This is a genomic window from Pseudomonas sp. OIL-1 (assembly GCF_010669185.1).
GTDB classification, from domain to species: domain Bacteria; phylum Pseudomonadota; class Gammaproteobacteria; order Pseudomonadales; family Pseudomonadaceae; genus Halopseudomonas; species Halopseudomonas profundi.
Window position 1 is genome coordinate 95,788 of the sequence record NZ_CP048629.1, and the last position, 24,632, is coordinate 120,419.

At 59.4% G+C, this 24,632-nt stretch carries 21 protein-coding genes; 10 read left to right on the forward strand and 11 right to left on the reverse strand.

All coding sequences use genetic code 11. From position 1 onward, the window contains the following. The first annotated feature begins 38 nt into the window (after positions 1-38). Positions 39-1,079 (forward strand): NADP(H)-dependent aldo-keto reductase, encoded by a 1,041-nt coding sequence (locus G3M63_RS00455; protein WP_163981553.1) that lies wholly within the window; start codon positions 39-41, stop codon positions 1,077-1,079. 52 nt (positions 1,080-1,131) lie between these two features. Here the strand turns inward: G3M63_RS00455 and zapE are convergent, their stop codons facing one another. Together zapE and G3M63_RS00465 are read right to left on the reverse strand one after the other, a co-directional pair. Then, positions 1,132-2,223 carry a cell division protein ZapE gene (zapE, locus tag G3M63_RS00460; protein WP_163981554.1) on the reverse strand — a complete coding sequence of 364 codons (1,092 nt, stop codon included), beginning with the start codon at positions 2,221-2,223 and terminating at the stop codon, positions 1,132-1,134. 35 nt (positions 2,224-2,258) lie between these two features. Further along, entirely contained in the window at positions 2,259-2,909 is a 651-nt protein-coding gene (locus G3M63_RS00465; protein ID WP_218573629.1) for an alpha/beta hydrolase, read from the reverse strand. Between the two features lie 512 nt (positions 2,910-3,421). On the opposite strand from G3M63_RS00465, the gene G3M63_RS00470 reads away from it, so the two are divergent. The 5 genes from G3M63_RS00470 to G3M63_RS00490 are packed head-to-tail and all read left to right on the forward strand — an operon-like array spanning position 3,422 to position 7,455. Then, positions 3,422-3,883, forward strand: a complete 462-nt coding sequence (locus G3M63_RS00470; RefSeq protein ID WP_150299461.1) for a YhcB family protein — start codon at positions 3,422-3,424, stop codon at positions 3,881-3,883. 47 nt (positions 3,884-3,930) lie between these two features. Further along, positions 3,931-5,067 (forward strand): ABC transporter permease, encoded by a 1,137-nt coding sequence (locus G3M63_RS00475; protein WP_163981555.1) that lies wholly within the window; start codon positions 3,931-3,933, stop codon positions 5,065-5,067. Then, positions 5,064-5,861 (forward strand): ABC transporter ATP-binding protein, encoded by a 798-nt coding sequence (locus tag G3M63_RS00480; RefSeq protein WP_256669894.1) that lies wholly within the window; start codon positions 5,064-5,066, stop codon positions 5,859-5,861. Before G3M63_RS00475 ends, G3M63_RS00480 begins: the two co-directional genes overlap by 4 nt. 5 nt (positions 5,862-5,866) lie before the next feature. After that, the gene (locus tag G3M63_RS00485) at positions 5,867-6,805 is read left to right on the forward strand and encodes an MlaD family protein (RefSeq protein WP_163981557.1); all 939 of its coding nucleotides are present in this window, start codon (positions 5,867-5,869) and stop codon (positions 6,803-6,805) included. 2 nt (positions 6,806-6,807) lie between these two features. Next, a complete protein-coding gene (locus tag G3M63_RS00490; RefSeq protein ID WP_256669996.1) occupies positions 6,808-7,455 on the forward strand; it encodes an ABC-type transport auxiliary lipoprotein family protein in 648 nt (215 codons plus the stop codon). Positions 7,456-7,550: 95 nt separating this feature from the next. Here G3M63_RS00490 and guaA read toward each other — a convergent pair whose 3' ends face one another. Both guaA and guaB read right to left on the reverse strand, forming a co-directional pair. After that, positions 7,551-9,128 carry a glutamine-hydrolyzing GMP synthase gene (guaA, locus tag G3M63_RS00495; RefSeq protein ID WP_150299456.1) on the reverse strand — a complete coding sequence of 526 codons (1,578 nt, stop codon included), beginning with the start codon at positions 9,126-9,128 and terminating at the stop codon, positions 7,551-7,553. Between the two features lie 156 nt (positions 9,129-9,284). Further along, positions 9,285-10,754 carry an IMP dehydrogenase gene (gene guaB, locus G3M63_RS00500; RefSeq protein ID WP_163981559.1) on the reverse strand — a complete coding sequence of 490 codons (1,470 nt, stop codon included), beginning with the start codon at positions 10,752-10,754 and terminating at the stop codon, positions 9,285-9,287. 463 nt (positions 10,755-11,217) lie between these two features. On the opposite strand from guaB, the gene xseA reads away from it, so the two are divergent. The 4 genes from xseA (at position 11,218) to leuA (ending at position 16,775) form a co-directional block, all read left to right on the forward strand. Next, positions 11,218-12,600, forward strand: coding sequence for an exodeoxyribonuclease VII large subunit (xseA, locus tag G3M63_RS00505; protein WP_150299454.1), 1,383 nt, complete (start codon positions 11,218-11,220; stop codon positions 12,598-12,600). A gap of 2 nt (positions 12,601-12,602) precedes the next feature. Next, the gene (locus G3M63_RS00510; RefSeq protein ID WP_163981560.1) at positions 12,603-13,433 is read left to right on the forward strand and encodes a peptidoglycan DD-metalloendopeptidase family protein; all 831 of its coding nucleotides are present in this window, start codon (positions 12,603-12,605) and stop codon (positions 13,431-13,433) included. Positions 13,434-13,487: 54 nt separating this feature from the next. Further along, complete coding sequence (locus G3M63_RS00515) at positions 13,488-14,783, forward strand: mechanosensitive ion channel family protein (RefSeq protein WP_163981561.1); 1,296 nt, start codon at positions 13,488-13,490, stop codon at positions 14,781-14,783. A 321-nt stretch (positions 14,784-15,104) separates the two neighbouring features. Continuing rightward, positions 15,105-16,775: a 2-isopropylmalate synthase gene (gene leuA / locus G3M63_RS00520; protein ID WP_163981562.1), complete on the forward strand. Its 1,671-nt coding sequence runs from the start codon at positions 15,105-15,107 to the stop codon at positions 16,773-16,775. 307 nt (positions 16,776-17,082) lie between these two features. Here the strand turns inward: leuA and der are convergent, their stop codons facing one another. From der to pilW, 7 genes are all read right to left on the reverse strand, one after another. Further along, a complete protein-coding gene (der, locus tag G3M63_RS00525; protein WP_150299450.1) occupies positions 17,083-18,525 on the reverse strand; it encodes a ribosome biogenesis GTPase Der in 1,443 nt (480 codons plus the stop codon). A 93-nt stretch (positions 18,526-18,618) separates the two neighbouring features. After that, positions 18,619-19,755 carry an outer membrane protein assembly factor BamB gene (gene bamB, locus G3M63_RS00530; RefSeq protein ID WP_163984148.1) on the reverse strand — a complete coding sequence of 379 codons (1,137 nt, stop codon included), beginning with the start codon at positions 19,753-19,755 and terminating at the stop codon, positions 18,619-18,621. Positions 19,756-19,763: 8 nt separating this feature from the next. Next, the gene (locus G3M63_RS00535) at positions 19,764-20,411 is read right to left on the reverse strand and encodes a tetratricopeptide repeat protein (protein ID WP_150299448.1); all 648 of its coding nucleotides are present in this window, start codon (positions 20,409-20,411) and stop codon (positions 19,764-19,766) included. A 39-nt stretch (positions 20,412-20,450) separates the two neighbouring features. Further along, a complete protein-coding gene (gene hisS / locus G3M63_RS00540; RefSeq protein ID WP_263398678.1) occupies positions 20,451-21,728 on the reverse strand; it encodes a histidine--tRNA ligase in 1,278 nt (425 codons plus the stop codon). Positions 21,729-21,743: 15 nt separating this feature from the next. Next, the gene (gene ispG / locus G3M63_RS00545) at positions 21,744-22,856 is read right to left on the reverse strand and encodes a flavodoxin-dependent (E)-4-hydroxy-3-methylbut-2-enyl-diphosphate synthase (RefSeq protein WP_163981563.1); all 1,113 of its coding nucleotides are present in this window, start codon (positions 22,854-22,856) and stop codon (positions 21,744-21,746) included. 11 nt (positions 22,857-22,867) lie between these two features. Next, the gene (locus G3M63_RS00550) at positions 22,868-23,857 is read right to left on the reverse strand and encodes a RodZ domain-containing protein (protein WP_163981564.1); all 990 of its coding nucleotides are present in this window, start codon (positions 23,855-23,857) and stop codon (positions 22,868-22,870) included. Then, positions 23,854-24,612, reverse strand: a complete 759-nt coding sequence (gene pilW, locus G3M63_RS00555) for a type IV pilus biogenesis/stability protein PilW (protein WP_163981565.1) — start codon at positions 24,610-24,612, stop codon at positions 23,854-23,856. Before pilW ends, G3M63_RS00550 begins: the two co-directional genes overlap by 4 nt. Between the last annotated feature and the right edge of the window lie 20 nt (positions 24,613-24,632).

The following is a 24,632-nucleotide window of genomic DNA, read 5'->3' on the forward strand; positions in this document are numbered from 1 at the left end:
ACTAATAAAGGCTTTCGCCAGCAGCAGGAGTCTCGCCCATGCAATACCGCCCTCTCGGCCGCAGCCACCTCAAAGTCAGTGCATTGTGCCTGGGCACCATGACCTGGGGTGAGCAGAATACCCAGTCAGAAGCATTCGCACAGATCGACCGCGCCCGCGATGCCGGCGTTAATTTCATCGATACCGCCGAGATGTATCCCGTCCCGCCACGCGGTGAAACCTATACGGCCACCGAAACCATCATCGGCAACTATTTTCGCGAGCGTGGAAATCGCGACAAATGGATACTCGCCAGCAAGATTGCCGGACCGAACCGGGACATGCGCCACATCCGCGGCGGCCAGACACGTTTCAACCGGGAGCACCTTACCGCAGCGCTGGACGCCAGCCTGCAGCGATTGCATACCGATTACATTGACCTCTACCAGCTGCACTGGCCAGACCGCAGCACCAACATGTTCGGCGATCTCGGCTATCGCCATGACCTCGACGAGCAGCTCACTCCGATTGAAGAGTCGCTGGAGGTGCTGGATGAAATGGTACAGGCCGGCAAGATTCGTCACATCGGGGTATCGAACGAGACGCCCTGGGGTGTCAGCCGATTCCTGCATCTGGCAGAAACCCGCGGCTGGCCGCGCATCGTATCGGTCCAGAATCCTTACAACTTGCTCAACCGCAGCTACGAGGTCGGCCTTGCGGAAATGTCGATGCGTGAACAGACCGGCTTGCTGGCTTACTCCCCGCTGGCTTTTGGCACCCTGACCGGCAAATACCTGAACGGCCTGCGGCCAGACAAGGCGCGGCTCACGCAATTCAGCCGTTTCATCCGCTACACCAATCCGGAAGCGCAATCCGCCTGTGCTCGGTACGTGCAGCTTGCACGCGATCATGGAATGGACCCGGCGCAAATGGCGTTAGCCTTTGTGACACGCCAGCCATTCGTGACCAGCAATATTATCGGCGCCACCAACATGGACCAGCTCAACCGCAACCTGAGCAGCATCAATATGGGGCTGTCTGATGCCATTCTCGAGGCCATAGCGGCTATCCACCGTAGCCAGCCCAACCCTGCCCCCTAGACGCCGACACCCTGCGCCATTGAAAAGGCCACCTTTGAGGTGGCCTTTTCAGTTACGGCTTATGCGGACGCGACAGGAACTCGTGGGACTGCATTTCCAGCAAGCGGCTGAGGGTGCGCTGGAACTCAAACTCGAGTCGACCACCGGTGTACAGGTCTTTCAGCTCGACCTCCGCGGAGAGGATCAGCTTCACGTTCCGGTCGTAGAACTCGTCAACCATATTGATGAAGCGCCTCGCCATGTCGTTCTTGGACACATCCATCTGCTCGACATTGGCTATCAATACCGCGTGAAAGATCTTCGCCAGCTCGATGTAATCGTTCTGGCTCCGGGGGCCGTCGCACAGCTCGCGGAACTCGAACCAGCCCACATCATCACCCACCCGGACCGACTGCACCGGCCGATTGATAACAGTGAGCGTTTCCCCTTCGACCACATCAGCCAGTTCCGGCACCAGACTTTCGAAACTGCGACGCAGACTGGCTTCAGCCTGATCGTCCAGAGGACAATGGTAGAGCTCCGCCTGCTCCAGAGCGCGCAGCCGATAATCCACGCCACTATCAACATTCACCACTTCGGTGTGACTGTTCAACAAAGCAATGGCAGGCAGAAAGCGAGCGCGCTGCAGGCCGTTCTTGTACAACCCGTCAGGTACGATATTGGAGGTTGCCACCAGCGTAACGCCGTTGTGAAACAACTCCTCCATCAGGGTCCCGAGGATCATTGCGTCGGTGATATCCGACACAAAGAATTCGTCAAAACAGATCACCCGTGCTTCATCAGCAAAGCGTTTGGCAATCAGGGAAAGGGGATTCTTTTCACCCTTGAGCTTATCCAGCTCATGGTGAACGCGCTGCATGAAACGATGAAAATGCGTGCGCATCTTGCGCTCGAACGGCAGCGCATCAAAAAAGGTATCTACCAGGTAAGTCTTGCCGCGCCCTACGCCGCCCCAGAAATACAGCCCCTTCACCGGCTCCGGCTTCTTGCCCAATAACTTGCCGATCAAACCCGGCCTGGCGGACTCCTTGGCCACCAGTTCGTCATACAACCGCTGCAAGTGGCGTACGGCATTTTCCTGGGCAGGATCGTGAAAGAAGTCCGGACGCTGGAGGTCCGCCTGATAGCGTGAAAGAGGCGTCATGCTGGGTCCACTGGGATACCGGGAGGGCCGATACTCTAACCGTCAGATCCGGCGTTGGCAATCTGACGTAAGTACAGCTCCACCGCTTCCTTGAGCTCGACCAGCCGACCGTGAAAGAAATGACCGGTATCAGCAAAGCGCTCCATGGCTACGCCCGGCTTGCCTTCCAGCAGCTCGAATACCGCGGAGGACGCGACCACGTCGTCCGCCTCGCCCATCATGACGGCGGCCGGCCCTGCCAGCGGCATCAACTTGTCAAAGGGCAGCTTTTCTACCGAAGGGGCGACCAACACCAGGCGCGCCGGCCAGCTATCCAATCGACTGGCGGCCGCAGCAGCCACGTAGCCGCCAAAGGAGAACCCCATCAGCCAAAGCTTGTCCATGCCGAGATTGGCTCGCGCCCAGGCGATCACCGCCAGGCAGTCGTCTACCTCACCGATGCCGTCGGCATGCGCGCCAGCGCTTTTCCCGACGCCACGGAAGTTGAACCGAATGGTACTCGCGCCCTGATCGCGCGCTGCCCGCATCAACGTATGTACGACCTTGTTCTGCATGGTGCCACCCTGCAAAGGGTGCGGATGACAAATCACGGCCACCCTGTCTGCACTCTCTGCTTTACTTACCAGCATTTCAAGCGGGCCGGCGGGCCCTTCTATCAATTGGGTTTGTTCTGCTATTCGGCTCATGGCCCGCTCCCGTGACTGTTTACGATCAAATGGCGTCGCATGTTCACAAGACTATCAGGTGGTCCGGCTGACATACACGCCGGAAGCGCCTCGAATGTACAACCAGGCGCTTCATTAGATCTGCCGCACAAAGGCCTGCTGCCCGGGCGCAGGCGCGCGCGACACAAAGATCAACAGACTCTAGGGTCTGTTGCCGTTTCATCGCGGCCGCGACGGAGGCCCGTTTAGTGCAGAACAAGGCGCGAGGAGTGAAATTTGGTTGTTCCAAGTGAGCGACGAGTAACGCAGTGCTGCGCTAAACGGACCCCGTCCCTTCGGGTTGCGTGGCAAATGACGCCATGCAGCGTTGCGGGACTTGGCAAGGGAACAACCATTACCTGCGTCCCGCGCCTTGCCTGGCGCCATTTGACACAGCAACGCGGCTCGTGATGAAACGGCAACAGACCCTAGCCTTGTTGTGCAAATGCCGTTACCGTAACCCCATGCAGTGATCGACTTAATGAGGAACCAAGGTGGAACCAAACGAAAACCTCTGGATTGCAGTACTTATTTCCCTGGCGCTGGGCATCGTGATTGGCGTAGTCATTGCCCGCCTGACCAAAGGCGTCGGCGGCAGCGGCGGAACCGGTACTCAAGCCCAGCTTGAGGGTTTGCAGCTGCGGTTCGAGGAATACCAGCAGGAAGTCGCCAGTCATTTCAATACTACCGCGAGCCTGGTATCGAAACTCAACCGTAGCCATCAGGAAATGCAAGCGCATCTGACCCAGGGAGCGGTTAACCTCGCTCCTGACGAAATGACGCGCCAGCGCTTGCTCGCAGCGCTGGAGGACGATTCCGATCCCATCCATACCAGCAGACGCGAACGGCTTGAACCGGTGTTTGACAGCTTCGAGCCGCCGCGCGACTACGCTCCCAAAATGGAAGACAGCCCCGGCACGCTGTCGGAAGAATACGGCGTCAAGCACAAGCGCTAACGGCTGCCCCTGCACGCTCAGTGCAGGGCTAACCTCGGGAACCTGACATGCCGGCGCTCCCTGAAAATCCTTTTCTGTCCCATTGCCCGGGCGACGCGCTGCATCTGGTCATCACCGGCGACTGGACTTTGCAGTACTACTCAGAGCTGCGCCAATTGATTGCAGGCCATGGCGGCGCCAAGACCGCTCTCATGCGAGCCGACCTCAGCGGTCTGGGCGAGCTGGACACGGCCGGCGGTCAGCTGCTGGCTGAGTTGTTGGGTAGCGAATTACTCGAAACCGCTGCCGAACAGCAGCCAAACATGCCGGAAGAACGTCGCATCCTGCTACGTCGCATTGCCCGCAGCCTCGCTCCAGAGAGCGCACCTCGACCACCCGGAAATGCACTAGGCGACATGCTCGCGCAGGTGGGCAAGAGCATGCTTCTGTTCTGGGAGCACCTGATTTCACTGCTCGGCTTTATCGGCCTGACGCTAGCCGGTCTCGCACGCAATCTCCTGCAGCCTGGCAACTGGCGAATCACCGCGGTCGTGGCCCAGATTGAACAGACAGCGCTCAATGCCGTACCGATAGTCGCCCTGCTGAGTTTCATGGTGGGCGCAGTGATCGCCTTCCTCGGCGCCACCGTACTGGCGGAGTTCGGCGCGAGTATTTTCACGGTCGATCTGGTCGCCTTTTCCTTTCTACGTGAGTTCGGTGTGCTGCTGACGGCTATCCTCATGGCTGGTCGCACGGCCAGCGCCTTTACCGCCCAGATCGGCTCGATGAAGGCGAACGAGGAGATCGACGCCATCCGCGCACTGGGCTTGAACCCGCTCGACCTGCTGGTGATACCGCGGGTACTGGCATTACTGGTTGCCATGCCAGCCTTGACCTTTATCGCCATCCTGTCGGGATTGTTCGGCGGCGGCATGGTCTGTGCTCTGGCACTGGATATATCACCCATCATGTTTATCGGCATTCTGCAGCAGAACGTCGACATGCAGCACTTTGTGCTCGGCATGGCCAAGGCGCCGGTGTTCGCCTTCCTCATCGCGATCATCGGCTGCCATGAAGGGTTCAAGGTCAGCGGTAGCGCGGAGTCGGTCGGCGAACATACGACCTCTGCGGTCGTGCAATGCATCTTTGTGGTGATTCTGGTAGATGCCATGGCCGCCCTTTTCTACATGGAGATGGGCTGGTGAGCCACGAACATCACACACCGCTGGTGGAAGTACGCGGCCTGGTTAACCGGTTCGGTAGCCAGGTTATCCATGAGAATCTCGACCTGGATATTCACCGCGGCGAGATCATCGGCGTGATAGGCGGCTCCGGAACCGGCAAGTCGGTACTGTTACGTTCGATCATCGGACTCAAACCGCCGGATGCTGGCAGCGTCAAGGTCTTCGGGCAGGACCTTGCCCGGCTCGATGCCGAGCAACGCTCGCGTCTGGAGCAGCGTTTCGGCGTGCTGTTCCAGCGCGGCGCACTGTTCTCGTCCTTGACCGTCAGCGAAAATGTCGCCCTGCCATTGATCGAACATACCGGCCTGAGCAGAGAAGACGCCGAACATCTGGCATGCATGAAACTCGCGCTGGCTGGCTTGCCGCCGAACGCAGGGAGCAAATCCCCGTCTGAATTGTCAGGCGGCATGATCAAACGCGCCGCGCTGGCCCGTGCGCTGGCTCTGGATCCGGACATCCTGTTTCTGGACGAACCCACGGCGGGGCTCGATCCGATTGGCGCCGCCGCCTTTGATCAGCTGATCAGGACACTGCGCGACGCGATGGGCCTTAGCGTATTTCTGGTCACCCACGACCTGGACACGCTGTATGCGATATGCGATCGCGTAGCGGTGCTGTCAGAACGGCGAGTGCTGGTAGCTGATCGCCTGAACCGCGTAGCCGCCACCGACAACCCCTGGATTCAGGATTACTTTCATGGCCCTCGCGGTCGGTCCGCGGCAAACGCTGCCAGCCTGCCCCAGCAACCGGAGTGAGATTGATGGAAACCCGCGCGCATCATGTACTGATCGGACTCTTTACCCTGCTTGCCGCAGCGGCAGCTATCGTCTTCGCCATCTGGTTGAGCAACGCCAGCTCCAGCCGAGCTTACAAGGAATATGTGGTCATCTTCAACGAAACGGTGACAGGACTGTCCACCGGCAGCGCAGTGCAATACAGCGGCATCCGCATCGGGGATATCACCCGGTTGCGCCTGGATCCAGAGGATCCGCGCAAGGTATTGGCGAATATCCGGGTCGAACCGGATGTTCCGATCAAGCAGGATACCCAGGCACGCCTGCAGCTTACCGGCATCACCGGCACTTCCGTTATCGAACTTAGCCAGGGCACGCCCGAAAGCCCACCATTGCGCGCCCCGAACGGCGAGCCGCCAGTGATTGTCGCGTCGCCCTCGCCTATCTCGACACTGCTGGCCAACGGCGAAGACCTGATGACCAATATCAACCAGCTCGTCGCCAGCGCCCGCGACATTCTCTCCGAGGAGAACGTCGAGCGCATCGGCAATACACTCGCTTCAATCGAGCGCGCCACCGGCGTGATTGCCGGTCAGGGCGAAGACCTTGAGTCCTTGTTGGCCGAGCTGACCAAGGTCAGCGCCCAGGCAACCCTAACCCTCGAGCAGACCGACCAGCTAATGAGCAATGCCAACACGCTACTCACCGAACAAGGCAGCAGAACCCTCGATGGCGCCGACCAGGCATTGAACTCGATAGCACGTACCAGCGCGGTGCTGGAGAACATGCTGACCGAGAATAGCGAGGCGTTTGCCAATGGCATGCGCGGGCTCGGCCAGCTGGAACCGGCGATCAGCGAGCTACGCGGCAGCCTGTCGTCGCTGCGCAATATAACTCGTCGACTCGAAGACAACCCGACCCGTTTCATTCTGGGTCGCGACTCGCTTGAGGAGTTCGAACCGTGAACATGCTTTCTCGCCTGCTTGGCACCAGCACGCTGATCGGCGGCCTGCTGTGGCTCGGCGCCTGCACCGTGCTGCCTGAATCCGAACCCGTGACGGTATACCAGTTTCCAGCGCCGCCAATGCACACCGCAGACTCTGGTGAAGCGATACCCTTGTCACTGCGGATCAACACGCCGCTGACCGGCTTTGCTCTGGCCGGCCCGCGTATTCTGGTCAATCCTGACGGGCACGAGTTGAAAACCTACAAGGGCGCTCGCTGGTCCGACCCCTCTCCGGCCCTGCTGCGTGAATACATCGCCCAGTCATTCAATCAGCATGGCGGTATCGCTACGGTGAGTACCGACGAGCACGGACTGCACGCCGACGTACACCTGAGCAGTAATCTGCGCCGCTTTCAGGTGGTATACGCTGACGGCACGGAAGTAGTTATCGAGCTCGACGCACGCCTGGTGGAAGCTGGCACGCTGCGGGTGCTCTCGGACCGGACATTCGTTACCCGCCAGACTCTGAAAAACGAGCAGCTGCCCGGCGTGGTCGCCGCATACGGTCAAGCCAGCGAAAAGCTCGTCGCCGAATTGCTACCCTGGACACTGCAGGTGCTGCAGGTGCTGCAGGTGCTGCAGGCGCGAGACAAACAGCCTAGCCAGTAAGACACCTCGCAGCGGCCTCCAGCAGCACATACAAAAACCCCGCTTGTAAAAGCGGGGCTCTCCGGACTCTCTAGACCAAGTCCGTCACGCCAACATCATTCCCACTCGATAGTCGCCGGCGGCTTGCTGGAGATATCGTAGGTAACCCGCGATACGCCGCTGATCTCGTTGATAATGCGGTTGGATACCAGTTCAAGGAACTCGTAGGGCAGATGTGCCCAGCGCGCCGTCATGAAATCGATGGTTTCCACCGCGCGCAGCGCAATGACCCATTCGTAACGACGACCATCGCCAACGACTCCGACCGAGCGCACTGGCAGGAACACTGCGAACGCCTGGCTGGTCTTCTGGTAGAGGTCAGCCCTGCGCAGCTCTTCGATGAAGATGTGATCGGCACGCCGCAGAATCTCGGCATACTCCTTGCGCACTTCCGCCAGAATCCGCACGCCCAGACCGGGCCCGGGGAACGGATGACGGTAGACCATATCGTAGGGCAGCCCAAGCTCCAGACCGATCTTGCGCACTTCATCCTTGAACAGCTCACGCAGCGGCTCAACCAGATCAAATGCCATGTCGTCCGGCAAGCCGCCCACGTTGTGGTGAGATTTGATCACGTGGGCCTTGCCTGTCTTGGCGCCGGCCGACTCGATCACATCCGGATAGATAGTGCCCTGGGCCAGGAAGCGTATACCTTCCAGCTTCGTCGCTTCCTCATCGAATACCTCGATGAAGCTGCGGCCAATGATCTTGCGTTTCTCTTCAGGATCCGTCACGCCCAGCAGCCTGGACAAGAACATATCCTCGGCATCAACACGAATCACCTTCACACCCATGTTCTCGGCGAACATGGCCATCACCTGATCACCCTCGTGCAGGCGCAGCAGACCGTTGTCAACGAATACGCAGGTAAGCTGATCACCGATAGCCTGATGCAACAAGGCAGCGACGACTGAGGAATCCACGCCACCGGAAAGCCCCAGCAGCACCTTGGCGTCGCCGACCTGATCGCGCACTGTAGCGATGGCGTCCTCGACAATGTTGGACGGCGTCCAGAGCGCTTCGCAGCCGCACAGTTCCAGCAGGAAGCGCGACATCAGACGCAAGCCCTGCTTGGTGTGGGTTACTTCAGGGTGAAATTGCACGCCGTAGAAGTGTCTGCTCTCATCGCCCATTGCCGCGATCGGGCAACTGGGCGTGCTGGCGATGATATGAAAGCCCTCAGGCAGGTCCATTACCTTATCGCCATGGCTCATCCACACGTCCAGCCCGAACATGCCATCGGCGTCGACGTGATCCTCTATACCGTCCAGCAGCGCACTCTTGCCGACGATATCCACCCGCGCATAGCCGAATTCCTGCTTGTCAGAACCCTTGACGCTACCGCCGAGCTGCGCAGCCATGGTCTGCATGCCGTAGCAAATGCCCAATACTGGCACGCCCAGTTCATATACCACTTCTGGCGCACGTGGTGAGCCCTCGTTCGGCACGGATTCCGGTCCGCCAGCCAGGATGATGCCTTTGGGGGCGTAAGCACGAATATCCGCTTCGTCCATATCCCATGCGCGAATTTCGCAGTAGACACCGATCTCGCGTACGCGGCGGGCGATCAACTGAGTGTACTGTGAGCCGAAATCGAGGATCAGGATCCGGTGCGCGTGAATATCGTGAATCATGTGCTTTCCTTCGGAAAGAGCGTGTAGCCAAAAGCCGGAAGCCGGTAGCGGGACGGCGAAGTGACTTCGCATCCCGCCGCCCGCTTCCGGCACCTTTATTTGCTGGAAACTCAGGCGAGCCTGCCGCAGCGCTGAACGCGGGCAGGATCAGTTCAATCAACTCACCCGGTAATTGGGCGCTTCCTTGGTGATCTGCACGTCGTGCACGTGGGATTCGCTCATGCCCGCTCCAGTGATCCGGACAAACTCCGGCTTGCTGCGCATCTCCAGGATCGAGGCGCTGCCAGTGTAGCCCATGGACGCACGCAGCCCGCCCATCAACTGATGGATGATGGCGCCAAGTGATCCCTTGTACGGCACACGACCTTCAATGCCCTCGGGGACAAGCTTCTCTGCGCCGGCGCTGGAATCCTGGAAGTAGCGGTCGGATGATCCCTGACTCTGAGCCATGGCGCCCATCGAGCCCATGCCGCGATACGCCTTGTAGGAGCGGCCCTGGAACAGCTCGATTTCGCCGGGAGCCTCCTCGGTGCCAGCGAACATCGAGCCCATCATCACTATGGAAGCGCCGGCGGCGATGGCTTTGGACAGATCACCTGAAAAACGAATGCCTCCGTCTGCAATCAAAGGAATGTCGGTATCCTTCAACGCCGCAGCGACGTCGGCAATCGCCGAGATTTGCGGCACACCGACGCCCGCCACAATACGGGTAGTGCAGATGGAGCCCGGGCCAATACCAACCTTGACCGCATCGGCACCCGCTTCAGCCAGCGCCAATGCAGCCGCGCCGGTTGCAATGTTGCCGCCGATTACCTGGATATCCGGGAAGTTCTGCTTTACCCAGCGAACGCGGTCAATCACCCCTTTGGAGTGGCCGTGGGCAGTGTCGACCACCACCACATCGACCCCGGCTGCGACCAGTGCCGTTACGCGGTCAGCCGTTTCCTGACCAGTGCCAACCGCGGCTCCGACCAGCAGGCGACCCTGATCGTCCTTGGCAGCGTTGGGATAGGCGCGGGCTTTTTCGATGTCCTTGACGGTCATCATGCCCTTGAGATGGAAAGCGTCATCGACGATCAGGACCTTCTCGATCCGGTGACGGTGCAGCAGTTCGCGCACCTCGGCGGCGCTGACGCCCTCCTTGACCGTTACCAGTTTGTCCTGGGGCGTCATGACGTCGCTGATCAACGCATCCATACGCGTTTCGAAGCGCACGTCGCGGGCGGTAACAATACCCACCAGGCCGCCGTTGGACAGTACCGGCACGCCAGAGAAGCTGTGCTGGCGAGTCAGTTCGATCAGATCACCCACCGTGGCACTGGCGTCGATGGTAATCGGGTCCTTGACCACGCCCGACTCGTATTTCTTGACCTTGCGAACTTCAGCAGCCTGCTGGTCAATCGTCATGTTCTTGTGGATGATTCCCATGCCTCCTTCCTGGGCCATGGCAATCGCCAACCGGGCTTCGGTCACGGTATCCATGGCAGCAGACAGCAGCGGAATATTCAGTTCGATACGCCGGGTAAGCCGGGTCTTGAGGCTGACATCATTGGGCAGTACTTCAGAATAACCTGGCACCAACAGAACGTCATCGAAGGTAAGGGCTTCTTGGCTTATTCGCAGCATAACGGAGGCTCCCGAGCGGGAAAAATGGAAGCGCGTCATTATACCTATCAGCTGGGTGGCACTCAATTGGAATCACTCAGGCAGACGATTTAATCCTAGGATCAGTTGCCGTTTCATCGCGAGCCGCGTTGCTGTGTCAAATGACGCCAGGCCGGGCGGCGTTCCGCAAGGCGCGGGACGCAGGTAATGGTTGTTCCCTTGCCAAGTCCCGCAACGCCGCATGGCGTCATTTGGCGCGCAACCTAGGCGGCCCCACCCGTAGGGACGGGGCCCGTTTAGCGCAGCACTGCGTTACTCGTCGCTCATTTGGAACAACCAACTTCACTCCTCGCGCCTTGTTCTGCACCAAACGGGCCTCCGTCGCGGCCGCGATGAAACGGCAACAGACCCTAGGACTGCTGATGCTTGGCCGCGCGCGCGTCAGCCGCTGTGTTCAGGCGTTAACACGCGTTAAGATGCACCGATGAATGACAATGCCATTTTCCAGCGCCTGAATACCGAGCGCGAAGTCCTCACCGTCAGCCAGCTCAACGCGCGTGCGCGCGGCCTGCTGGAAGAGGTATTTCCGCGTATCTGGGTCGAAGGCGAGCTGTCCAACCTATCGCGCCCGTCCTCGGGGCACATGTACTTCACCCTGAAGGATAGCAAGGCTCAGGTGCGCTGCGCCTTGTTTCGCCAGCATGCAGCGCGGGTTCGCCTGGATCTGCGCGACGGGCTGCTGATCCGCGCCCGCGGCCGCGTAAGCCTCTATGAGGGGCGCGGCGACTATCAGCTGATCCTCGACAGTATCGAGCCGGCCGGAGACGGCGCGTTACGCCAGGCGTTTGAAGCGCTCAAGGCCAAACTGCAGGCCGAGGGGTTATTCGATGCTGCCAGCAAGCGGGCATTGCCGACCCACCCACGGCGCATCGGGGTCATTACCTCGCCCAGTGGTGCTGCCGTGCGCGACATCATTAGTGTGTTCGGTCGCCGTGCGCCCTTCGTGGAGCTGGTAGTGGTACCGACACCCGTGCAGGGCCGCGACGCCGCACCACAAATTGTCAGAGCCCTCCAGCTGGCCGACCGTAGCGGTTTCGATGCATTGATCATGGCCCGCGGCGGCGGCTCGCTGGAAGATCTCTGGCCGTTCAACGAGGAGACTGTTGCCCGTGCGCTGCATGCCTGCGTTACGCCGACAGTCTGCGCTGTCGGACACGAAACAGATGTATCCATCAGTGACTTTGTCGCTGACGTGCGGGCTCCAACCCCTTCGGCCGCTGCTGAACTGCTGAGCCCCGATCAACAGGCGATGCTGTTGCAACTTGAACGCGTACAGCGCCAGCTGCGCCAATGCATGCGCGCCCACCTGGGTCGTGAGCAAGCGGCTCTGGATAACCTGCGCAAGCGATTGCGCCATCCTGGCGAGCGGCTCGCGCAGCAGGCGCAAAAGCTGGACGACCTGGAGCTGCGTCTGCGCCGCGCACAGATGCAGCAGCAATTGCGTTTCACGCAACGATTCGAGCGCCTGCAAGGGCGGCTGCAGGCGCAGCACCCGGGCCAGACGCTTGTATTGCTGCGCCAGCAATTAGAGCATCTGGATCAACGCCTGCCGCGGGCCATGCACCAATCGCTTGAGGCGCGTCGTCAGCGACTCGGCAATCTCGGCCAGACCTTGCATCTGGTCAGTCCATTGGCCACGCTTGGACGCGGCTACAGTATTTTGCTTGATCAGCAGGGCCGCGCCGTGCGCAGTCACACTGATGCACGGCCGGGACAGCGCCTTGAAGCTCGCCTCAGCGACGGGCGACTCGCGCTTCGGGTCGAATCAGACTCATCCGAGCCACACACACTTCCCCTATTAGACTGAACATGATTCGCCAACTGATCCTTCTGTGTTTATTAAGTTGCCTGAGCCTTTCCGCTTTGGCTGATGGCTTCCTTACCCGGCTGCTCAACAAACCGGTGCCCGGGGGCGTAGCCGTCATCGAACTGCCGGAACAGCCACAGGCGCCCCGTGCCAGGTATCGCGACAATCCGCTGCTGGTCGTTCGGGAGGACGGCTCGCGCTGGATTGCCATCGCGGGCATTCCGCTAAGCGTCTCTGCGGGCACCGAGCACATTGTCCTGGCGGACGGCGTCCGCGTGCCGTTCAAGGTCGAGACCAGAGAATATGAATCCCAACACATCACGCTGAAGAATCAGCAACAGGTGACACCTGATGCCGCACGGCTCAAGCGCATCCAGCGGGAGCTGGTGGAACAGACCAGCGCCTACCAGACCTTCAGCCCACGGCAGCCGAGCAATCTTCTGTTCGACCGGCCGGTTGAGGGACGGCTGTCCAGCGCATTCGGCTTGCGTCGCTTCTTCAACGGGGAGGAACGCAATCCGCATTCAGGTCTGGATTTCGCTGCGCCTGCCGGCACGCCGATCAAAACGCCTGCGGCGGGCAAGGTTATCCTTGTTGGCGACTATTTCTTTAACGGCAAAACCGTCTTCGTTGACCACGGCCAGGGGCTCATAAGCATGGTCTGTCATCTGTCTGCCATCGATGTGCAAGTAGGCGATGAATTGGCGCGTGGCGCAAAGGTCGGCAAGGTCGGTGCAACCGGGCGCGCCACCGGCCCCCATCTTCACTGGAACGTCAGCCTGAACAATGTCCGGGTCGACCCGGCAATATTCATTGGCGCTTTCACGCCCTGAGCCCTGTTCGGGTTATTCAACATCACCATTGTCACTGATTCTAACGAGAGCACCATGATCGATCTTTATACCGATGCCCAGGAATGGCTTGAGCACTACCCCTACCTGTACACAGTGATTGCGTTGGGGCTACTTATCCTGGCCGCCTGGATAGCCAACTGGATCGTCAAGAAAGTCCTGATCCGCGGCCTGCTGCGCCTGATCAGAGCGACGCCCCTGGGCAGTGGCTCCTCCGAAGTGCGCCAGTCACATGTCATCTCTCGACTCGCCAACGTCGTGCCAGCCATCATCCTGTCTGTCGGGATCGGACTGGTTCCGGGCATGCCGGAAGTCGTGGTCATCGTGGTACGTAACGTGTGCAGTGCGTTCATCATCCTCACCATCGCATTGGCCATTACCAATACACTGACATTGATAAACACGATCTACGAAAGGCGGCCCAAGGCGCATCTCAAGCCAGTCAAGGGTTACGTGCAGATCGTCAATATCGTGATTTATGCACTTGCGACCATTCTGATGATCGCCACCTTGATTGACCGTTCACCGCTCATCCTGCTGTCGGGTCTGGGGGCAATGGCTGCGGTCCTCATGCTGATCTTCCAGGACACCTTGCTCTCGTTGGTCGCCAGCGTGCAGATCAGCTCCAACGATATTCTGCGCGTCGGTGACTGGATCGAAATGCCCGCGCTCAGCGCCGACGGCGATGTGATCGATATCGCACTACATACCGTCAAGGTGCAGAACTGGGACAAAACGATAACCACTATTCCTACCAAACGGCTGATCAGCGAGCCATTCAAGAACTGGCGCGGCATGCAGGAAAGCGGCGGCCGGCGCATCAAGCGCAGCATCATGCTGGACCAGCAAAGTGTTCATTTCCTCGACAGTGATGAAACCAGCCACCTGCGGCGCTTCCGGCTGCTGAAAGAATATCTCAACGGAAAACAGGACGAGATCGAGGCTTGGAACAAGGAGTTGCTTGAGCAGGGCAAGGAGCCGGTCAATACCCGCCGGATCACCAACATCGGCACCTTCCGCGCCTATGTCGAGCGGTATTTGCGCAGCCATCCCGGCATTCATCAGCACATGACATTGATGGTGCGGCAAATGAACCCGACGGCCGATGGCTTGCCGCTGGAGATTTACTGCTTTACCAATACGGTCTCATGGGGCGTCTATGAAGGCATCCAGTCGGATATCTTCGACCACCTGTTTGCCATCCTGCCGGAGTTCGGGCTGCGCGTGTATCAGCACCCCAGCGGCATGGACCTGCGCGATCTCCGAGATATTCGCCTGCCGAGCGCGGCTAACGCAGAGTCCGAACCCGGGGTGACGTCGCTGGGCACCTGAGATACCCGGTCTGAGCCTTTGCTCTCAGACCCTTTCAGAGCTGCGCCATCCTCGCAACGATACAGGCCACGCTTTGCAATATTATTGCCAAAAACCAATGTATAAGGCTGGAAACCAGCGTTATTCATGACTGGCTTGCCATATATCATCCCCCTCGGTAGTGTTTCATCCATGCAAACATCAACTGTCCGCTTCACCTTGCGCCAATACGCCTGCCTTCGTCTGGTCAGTGCACGACTGCGTACCTGACACACCGACTTACCCAGCGTTGCCTTCTTATTTTTCAGGCCCAAAAGGCCAAACCCGAACAGGATTCACAAGATGCCAATGATCGATAACCCATCCAGCCGCTACCGTGCCTTTCCGACCCCGGACATCCCGGACCGCCAGTGGCCATCGCGCACCATTACCGAAGCACCTATCTGGTTGAGCTCGGATTTACGCGACGGCAACCAGTCGCTTATCGAGCCGATGGACGCCGACAAGAAGATGCGCTTCTTCAAGACGCTGGTGCAGGTGGGCATCAAGGAAATCGAGGTCGGATTTCCGTCTGCCTCACAGACTGATTTTGACTTCGTACGTGAGCTCATCGAAGGCGGCCATATTCCAGATGACGTGACCATCCAGGTATTGACCCAGGCCCGCGAGGACCTGATTGAGCGCACCTTTGATTCGGTCAAGGACGCCAAGCGCGCGATTATTCACTATTACAACGCCACTGCGCCCAGCTTCCGCCGCATTGTCTTCAACCAGGACAAGGCTGGCGTAGTGGATATTGCGGTCAGCGCAGCGCAAATCATCACCCGGCTTGCCGCGGAGCGCCCCGAGACTGATTGGCGCTTCGAGTACTCACCGGAAGTGTTCAGTTCCACCGAAACCGACTTTGCGGTGGAGGTATGCAACGCTGTGATTGATGTATTCCAGCCCACCCCTGAGAACAAACTGATCCTCAACCTTCCGGCCACCATCGAAGCTGCAACACCGAATATCTATGCTGACCAGATCGAATGGTTCGGGCGGCATATCAATCGGCGTGACAGCGTACTGATCAGTTTGCACACGCATAATGATCGCGGCACGGGCGTGGCCGCTACCGAGCTTGGCCTGATGGCCGGAGCGGATCGGGTTGAGGGTTGCCTGTTCGGCAACGGCGAGCGTACCGGCAACGTGGATCTGGTGACCGTCGCCCTGAACATGTATACCCAGGGCGTGCATCCGGGGCTGGACTTCTCCGATATCGATGCAGTGCGCAAGGTAGTCGAGGAGTGCAATCAGTTGCCGGTGCATCCGCGCCATCCGTATGTGGGTGATCTGGTGCATACCGCGTTTTCCGGATCGCATCAGGACGCGATCCGCAAGGGCTTCGCCCAGCAGGATCCTGATGGTATCTGGTCGGTCCCATATCTGCCCATCGACCCGGCGGACATCGGCCGCAGCTATGAAGCAGTTATCCGGGTCAACAGCCAGTCAGGCAAGGGCGGGATTACCTATCTGCTCGAGCAGGAGTATGGCATCAGCCTGCCCCGCCGCATGCAGATCGAGTTCAGTCAAGTGGTGCAGCGTGAAACCGATCGCCTCGGGCTGGAAATGACCGCCAACCAGATCTACCAGTTGCTTGATCAGGAATATCTGCAAGCCAGCACGCCCTACGCACTGATCCGCCATCGCCTGCAGGAGGAGAACGGCACCAGCGCGGTGGATGTGGAAATACTCAACGAAGGGGAAACCCAACATTGGCGAGGCTTGGGCAAAGGTCCTCTGGAAGCTTTGGTGGCCGGCCTGCCTGATCAGGTAGAGATCATGGACTACCACGAGCACGCCATCGGTTCAGGCACCAACGCCAAGGCCGCAGCCTATGTGGAAATACGTCTGGATAACGGCCGACCCCTGCACGGTGTGGGTATCGACGAGAACCTGACCACTGCAAGCTTCCGCGCGCTGCTTAGCGCACTGAACCGCGCACTGGGCGAAGCGGCAAGGCAAGCGGCCTGAAGCACACCTGCGCTAGGTCGGGTTCCTCAGCTGCGGCGGAGCTGTCGTTGAGCAGGCGCTCAACAACCCCAGGCAACCCCGCACATCACAAGCGGCTCCTGGGGGTGTAGCGCGCCTGCGCTACGCCGAGTTTTCAGCTGTGCTACAGGGCCCGTCGTTGAGCAGGCCCTCGGCAGCCCTGGGGAAGCCTTCACGTGCCACGCTGCGCCCCCTGGGGGTGTAGCGCGCCTGCGCTACGCCGAGCTTTCAGCTGCTACAGGGCCCGTCGATGAGCAAACGCCCAACAACCAGGAAACCCTGCATCGCGTTAGCGCTTGTCCTTGCGCTTTTTCTCGGCTTTCTTGTGGTGACTCATCAGACGGCGTTTCTTGTTGACCTGGCGCTCACTCAGTGCGTTCTTGCGATCAGCGAAGGGATTATCGCCGCCTTTGTATTCCACCCGAATCGGCGTGCCCGCAAGCTTCAGCACTTTACGGAAGGTGTTTTCCAGGTAGCGAGTGTAGGAGCGCGGAACAGCGTCGACCTGATTGCCATGAACAACGATGATCGGCGGATTCGAACCACCGAGGTGCGCATAACGCAGCTTGATCCGGCGACCGTTGACCAAGGGTGGCTGATGCTCTGCCACGGCGGCTTCCAGGATTTCGGTCATGCGCTTGGTCGGGATCTTGGTCATGGCGCTTTCGTAGGCCTTGTCCACCGACTTGTAGAGCAGACCCACGCCACTGCCATGCAAGGCCGAGATGAAGTGCAGATCAGCAAACTGAGTGAAGATCAGCCGACGCTGCAGCTCGATCTTGACGTAGTCCTTCTCGCTTTCATCCATCCCGTCCCACTTGTTGACCGCGACGACCAGTGCACGCCCCGCCTCAAGCACGAAACCGAGCAGATGCAGATCCTGATCGACTATGCCTTCGCGCGCATCCACCACGAAGATCACTACGTTGGCATCTTCAATGGCCTGCAAAGCCTTGATCACCGAGAACTTCTCGACCGCCTCGAACACCTTGCCGCGACGTCGCACCCCCGCTGTATCAATCAGGGTGTATGGCTTGTCGTGCCGGTGATACGGGATATAGATAGTGTCGCGGGTCGTCCCTGCCTGGTCGAATACGACCACTCGGTCCTCGCCCAGCATTCGATTGACCAGCGTCGACTTGCCGACGTTAGGCCGCCCGATAATGGCAATCTTGGTCCCTATCGGCTTGATTACGCGCGGCGTTAGCGGCTCGCCGTTTTCATCAAGCTCGGTACCGATAACGCCCTCATCACCGAATACGGCTTCCAGCATGGGGTTGATGTTGCGATTATGCGCGGCTGCGATCGCAATAGGCGCTCCCAGGCCCAGGGAGGAGAACTCGCCGACAATGGAGTCCTGTTGCGCGCCATCCAGCTTGTTGGCGATCAGAAAGGTGTGCTTGTCCCGCTTGCGCAGGTGCTCTGCGATCATTTCGTCAGCGGCGGTACGACCAGCCTGCGCATCGACCAGAAACAGCACTGCATCAGCTTCTTCAATAGCCAGCAATGACTGCCCGGCCATGACAGTATCGATGCCCTGCTCGTCGCCACTGATACCACCAGTATCCACCACGATGAACTTCTTGCCCTGCCAGACAGCTTCGCCATACTGGCGATCGCGGGTAAGCCCGGACATATCAGCGACGATAGCGTCACGGCTTTTGGTCAGACGGTTGAACAGAGTGGATTTTCCGACGTTGGGACGCCCCACCAGAGCGATTACAGGAACCATGATTACTCCGCGCACGCCTGGCGTGCCGACAAAAACAAAACGGCCGCTGCCCCCTAATGGGCAACGGCCGGGAAAGTATAACCTTTTTTGTGATCAGCGCAGTTTGAGCGCGACCAGATCACCGCTGTTGCCATAAACGTAGAGCGTGTCGCCCTGAACAACAGGTGCTACCCGCACGCCCTTGCGGTCAACGCGTATCCGGCCGACCAGCCGACCATCCGTCTGGGCCAGCAGGTGCACATAACCTTCGTAGTCGGCGACCGCCACGTAGCTACTGAAAGCAACCGGCGCAGTCAGCTTCCGGCGCAGCAGATCCTCGTTGCGCCACAGCGTACGCGGACGGTTGGCATCAAATGCTTCGACGGCTCCATCGGAGTGACTGAGATAGACACTGCCGAAGCCAACACCCGGGCCGCCGTAGCTGGAAGCAGGCTGCTGCCACAGCGGCTCGCCCGTTTCAGCATTCAACGCAGCCAGATTGCCCTGGAACGCTGCAACGTACAGTGTCCGGTCATCCAGCAGCAGATCGCCGTCTATATCGACCATGCGTTCCAGTTCCGAACGGCCCTGGGGCTGCGCTATACGCTGCTCCCAGATCGGCACGCCATTTTCGGCTGCCAGCGACACTACCTTGCCGCTGGCGAGGCCCGCATAGACCTGCTGCAAGCTGACAACTGGCGTGGCATGCCCACGCACGGTCAGGACTGGCAGACTCGATTCGTACAGCCAGCGGCGATCACCATCAGAGATGTCCAGCGCGACAATGTTGTCATCCTGCGTCTGTACCACGACCACGTCGCCATTGGTTTGCGGCGGCGCGAGCACTTCGCTGCTCACTTCGGCACGCCACAACTCACTGCCATCCTCTTCATCGAGAACGATCACTTCGCCATCCAGCGTACCGACGAATACGCGACCGCCACCGGCGCCGACCGCACCAGAGGTGCGTTCATCCAGCTTGGTCTGCCAGCGTACCGAGCCATCGTCCCGGTCCATGGCAATGACACGGCCCTTGGCGTCGGCAGCATACAGTGTCAGGCCATCCAGCGTCGGCTTGAGATTGTTGTACAGATCACCCTGACCCACGCCGATATTGCGTTTCCAGCTCCGCTCCAGCTCAACCTCGGCGGTAAATTTTTCCAGCTCCGCCGGCGGCAGCTCTTTCTTGCCGGAACTACCGCAGCCGGCAACCATGATGGCTGCCACGCCAATGGCAAGGTATCGGGACATCTGCTTCACTAGGCTTCCTCCGCCAGATCGTCGATTTTCAGCTGTAACTGCGGACGGGCCTGCCGATCAGGTATTGCACGGAGCGCGGACTGATAAGCTTCACGGGCTTCTTCGGTACGGCCAAGGCCCAGCAGCAAGTCGCCGCGTATTTCTTCGCGTCCGGCCAGCAATGGCCCGGACACTTCCGAGTCGAATAACGCGAGCGCTTCCTCTGCCCGCTCCTGCTGGGCCAGCACCCGCGCCAGACGTTGTTTGGCGATTTCTTTCAGCGCTTCATCATCAGCATTTTCGACGACTTCGTTCAGCAAACGCTCAGCCGTGGCGAAATCCCCTGCCTCAACCGCAAGCCGCGCCTGCATCAATCCTGCGTAGCGGGAGTAACGCGAGCCCGGATACTCATCGCGCAACTGCTGCGCCAGTTCTGCTGCACGGGTACGCCCCTCAACAGTGGTCTCTTCCTGCCCCAATACCGACTCAAGCATCGTCTGGTATAACGCCGAAGCATTGGCTGCCTGGGTGTCGCGATAATCAGTCCAGGCGTTCCAGCCGAATACGCCCGCCAGGGCAAGCATCGCGCCGGTGAGCAACGGCATACCATGCCGTTGCCACAATTCCTTGATTTTCTCTACCTGTTCTTCTTCTGTCTGGTAAGCCACCCTACGCTCCTTCCCGAGTTATTTGCGCTGCCGTACTGCTCACAACAATTGTTTGAGTCGTGCCGGCAGGTCCTGCCAGGCAATATTTTCCTGCTCGCTGCGATCGCGCAATGGCTTGAGCCCGATCTGCTGCGCGGCGGTTTCGTCCTCACCCAAGATAAGGGCATACAGGGCGCCCGACTTATCCGCCTTTTTGAACTGGCTCTTGAAACTGCCGCCGCCACAATGCACTACAAGCCGCAGACCGGGCAAGGCATCCCGTAGCTGTTCTGCGAGTCGGAAGCCTGCCGTTGCTGCGGAGGCGCCAAGCATGACCATATAGACGTCGACCTGGCGGGACAGCTCCTCGGGGATCTTGCCCAAGGTTTCGATCAACAGCAACAACCGCTCCATACCCATGGCAAACCCCACAGCCGGCGCGGGCTTACCGCCGAGCTGTTCAACCAGACCGTCATACCGGCCGCCAGCACAGACTGTGCCCTGAGCACCGAGCTTGTCGGTCACCCATTCAAAAACGGTGAGGCCATAATAATCCAGCCCGCGGACCAGTCGCGGATTGATGACGTAGGGCACACCCGCGCTATCAAGCAGCGCCCGCAGCCCTTCGAAATGCTGCCGCGCTTCGTCGTTCAGATAATCGGCAAGTTTCGGCGCATCGACCAGCAGCGCCTGGGTATCCGGGTTTTTGCTATCGAGCACCCGTAGCGGATTGGTTTCCAGCCGACGCTGACTGTCCTCGTCCAGCTGCTCGAAGCGAGCCTTTAGATACTCGACCAACGCCTCACGGTAACGGGCCCGATCTTCCGAACTGCCGAGACTGTTCAGCTCAAGGGTTACCGCCTCCGCCAAACCGAGCTTCTGCCAAAGGCGCCAGCTGAGAATAATCAGCTCAGCATCAATGTCCGGGCCACTGAGATTGAAAGTCTCGACCCCGATCTGCTGAAACTGGCGATAGCGGCCTTTCTGCGGACGCTCATGACGAAACATGGGGCCGGTGTACCACACCTTGTGACTGACGCCCCCACCCAGCAAGCCATGCTCGAGCATTGCCCGAACGCAACCGGCAGTCCCTTCGGGACGCAGGGTCAGGGAATCACCGTTACGATCGGCGAAGGTGTACATCTCCTTTTCGACGATGTCAGTGACTTCGCCGATGGAGCGTTTGAACAGCTCGGTCGGTTCCACAATCGGCAGACGGATCTGCTGGTAACCGTAGCCTGCGAGCAGGTCCGCCACGGTGCGTTCAAAATATTGCCACAGGGCGCTATCGGCGGGCAGGATATCGTTCATGCCGCGCACGGCTTGCAGGGTCTTCAAAGCGTATTTCCTTAATCAGCCGCGGATGATGGTGTTGGCATCCATTGCTTGTTTGGCGGCAATCTTGTCGCGAATCAGCGATTCCAGACGGTCAACCAGGCCCTCATTGACCAGTTTCTCGCTCGGCGAGCCATCGACGTATACCAGGTTGTTCGGTGAGCCACCGGTCAGGCCGATATCGGCCTCGCGGGCCTCACCCGGACCATTGACCACGCACCCGATCACCGCGACGTCCAGCGGGACCAGCACATCATCGAGACGCGCTTCCAGCTCGTTCATGGTCTTCACCACGTCGAAGTTCTGGCGCGAACAACTCGGGCACGCGATGAAATTGATGCCCCGGGACCGCAACCGCAGCGACTTGAGGATATCGAACCCGACCTTGATCTCTTCAATCGGGTCAGCCGCAAGCGAAATACGAATGGTGTCGCCGATCCCCTCGGCGAGCAGCATTCCCAGGCCCACAGCGGACTTCACCGTACCCGAGCGCAATCCACCTGCTTCTGTGATGCCCAGATGCAATGGTTGCTCAATTTGTTGTGCGAGCAAACGGTAAGCACCGACCGCCATGAATACATCCGAGGCCTTGACGCTGACCTTGAATTCCTGGAAATCCAGCTTGTCGAGGAACTCGACATTGCGCAGTGCGGATTCGACCAGCGCCGCCGGAGTAGGCTCGCCGTATTTCTTCTGCAGATCCTTCTCCAGCGATCCGGCGTTTACACCGATCCGGATAGGAATCCCGTTGTGTCGCGCCGCATCGACAACCGCCCGGACCCGGTCTTCGCGCCCGATATTGCCCGGATTGATGCGCAGACAGTCCACGCCCAGGTCCGCCACTCGCAACGCAATCTTGTAGTCGAAGTGGATATCGGCAACCAGCGGAATCGAGACCTGTTTGCGAATCTGGCCGAAAGCCTCAGCCGCCTCCATGCTTGGCACCGAAACCCGGACGATATCCGCGCCGACCGCTTCAAGGCGGCGGATCTGGTCGACGGTCGCGGCCACGTCACAGGTTTCGGTGTTGGTCATGCTTTGTACTGATATAGGCGCATCACCGCCAACCAGTACCGAGCCCACGCGAATCTGGCGTGAGACTCTGCGTTTGATAGGTGATTCCTGGTGCATGTTTTTAACTCCTACTGGCCCAGCTTGAGCCGGACGACACCCGCTGGCTTGTACGCTGCGGTATCCAGCCTGGTGCCCTGGTATTCGATGGCGGATACGGCTTCGATAGCTCCGATGACGACCTGCAGCGGGCCTTCATGATCGATATTGAGCGACTGCTCCGCCTGCATGAGTTGGGTATGCAGCGCCTTGCCATCCGCGCTACTGACCTGTACCCAGCAGGTATCGTTGAATCGCATGTGCAGTCCATTGGTTGCCCGCCCTGCTGACAGCGCGTCCGTGGCGGCTTCGGTCTGCTCTGCCTCAATCGGCTGCTCAGCGTTTGCCGTGGAATCGTCCGCCGATTCGGTCCGCTCGGCCGCTGGCTCTGCCGTCTGCTGGACGTTACTGGCTGCGTCCGTCTCGACCGCTGCGACCTGTAACAAGCCGGGCGTCGAAGGCTCGATCAAGGCAATATCCTGACCTGCCGCATGCCGTACACCTGGCAACGGCACCGGTGATGGCAGCGAGTCCACCAGCACTTCTTCAAACAGACGCTCGTCCAGCTGCGAAACAGCGGGCTGATCAGCTTCGCGGTTCTCATACCACCACAGGAATACCGCACCGGCTATCAGCAGGAAAATAATCAGCGCACCGCGGCGCAGCCACATTCTGTTACTGCGCCCCGCTGTATAGCGATCAGTCTTGTCGATTCCGTGCACCGCGCGTGCGCGTTCCTTGACGCCCATCTGCCGATCGTACTCAAGCACCAGCGGGTCTGCGTCGAGGTTCATCAGACGCGCGTAAGCGCGGATATAGCCCCGCCCGAACGTCTCGCCCGGTAACCGCTCGAACTGTCCCGTTTCGATATATTCGAGGATTTTCGGAGACAGTCTCAGGCTGCTGGCCACCTCGTCTTCACTCAAGCCATGACGCAAACGTGCGTCGCGCAACACAGCCCCGGCGTCCAAGGCTCCCTGCGAATACTGGCTACCAGTGGTATCAAACTCGCGGGAATTCATGAGGATTCAGACTCCTTGAGCGCTCTGGCCTCTGCGCTTGAGGGATACAAACGACGCAACTGCAAGGCGTAGCTCGCGGCACGATTATGGTCGCCGAACCGGCGTGCCAGCTGGACGCCCAGCCAAAGGCTGGAAGCGTTCTGCCCCGACAACTGCTCGAAACGTCGATAATACTCCCAGGCAGGAACATAGTTCTGCTCCTGAAATTCCAGCCTGGCCAACTCCAGCATCGACTGCGGCTGCCGACTGTTAAGCCGTAACGCCCTTTCGAAACTGGCTTTTGCCTGCTCGGTATTGCCCATCATCCGATGCGTCATCCCCAGATTCTCGAACACTCTGGAGCGCTCGCTGTAGAGCGTATCGGTGGAGGCTTTCTCGAAATGCTCAAGCGCCTCTTCATACCGCTCCTGACTAAGCAGAAAGGCACCGTAATTATTGAGAATGCGCGGGTTGTTACCGTCAATACGCAGCGCTGAACGGAAATGCTTCTCCGCCGAAGGATATTCGCCCTCCTGCTGATAAACCAGCGCCAGCGCGGTATGGGCCGAAGCCGAATTCGGATCCAGTTTCAGCGCTTCGCTCAAAGGCGCCTTGGCCCTGTCGGTTTCGCCCTGCTGCATATATCCCAGGCCGAGCTGAATATAGGCGTCGCGCGCCGCTTTCGGATCGGACGGCTTGCGCGACTGATCCCCAGTCGTTACACAGCCACTCAACGCCAGACTCAATATCCATATTGCGACTACAGGCTTGATCATAGATTTACCTTGCCGGTGGT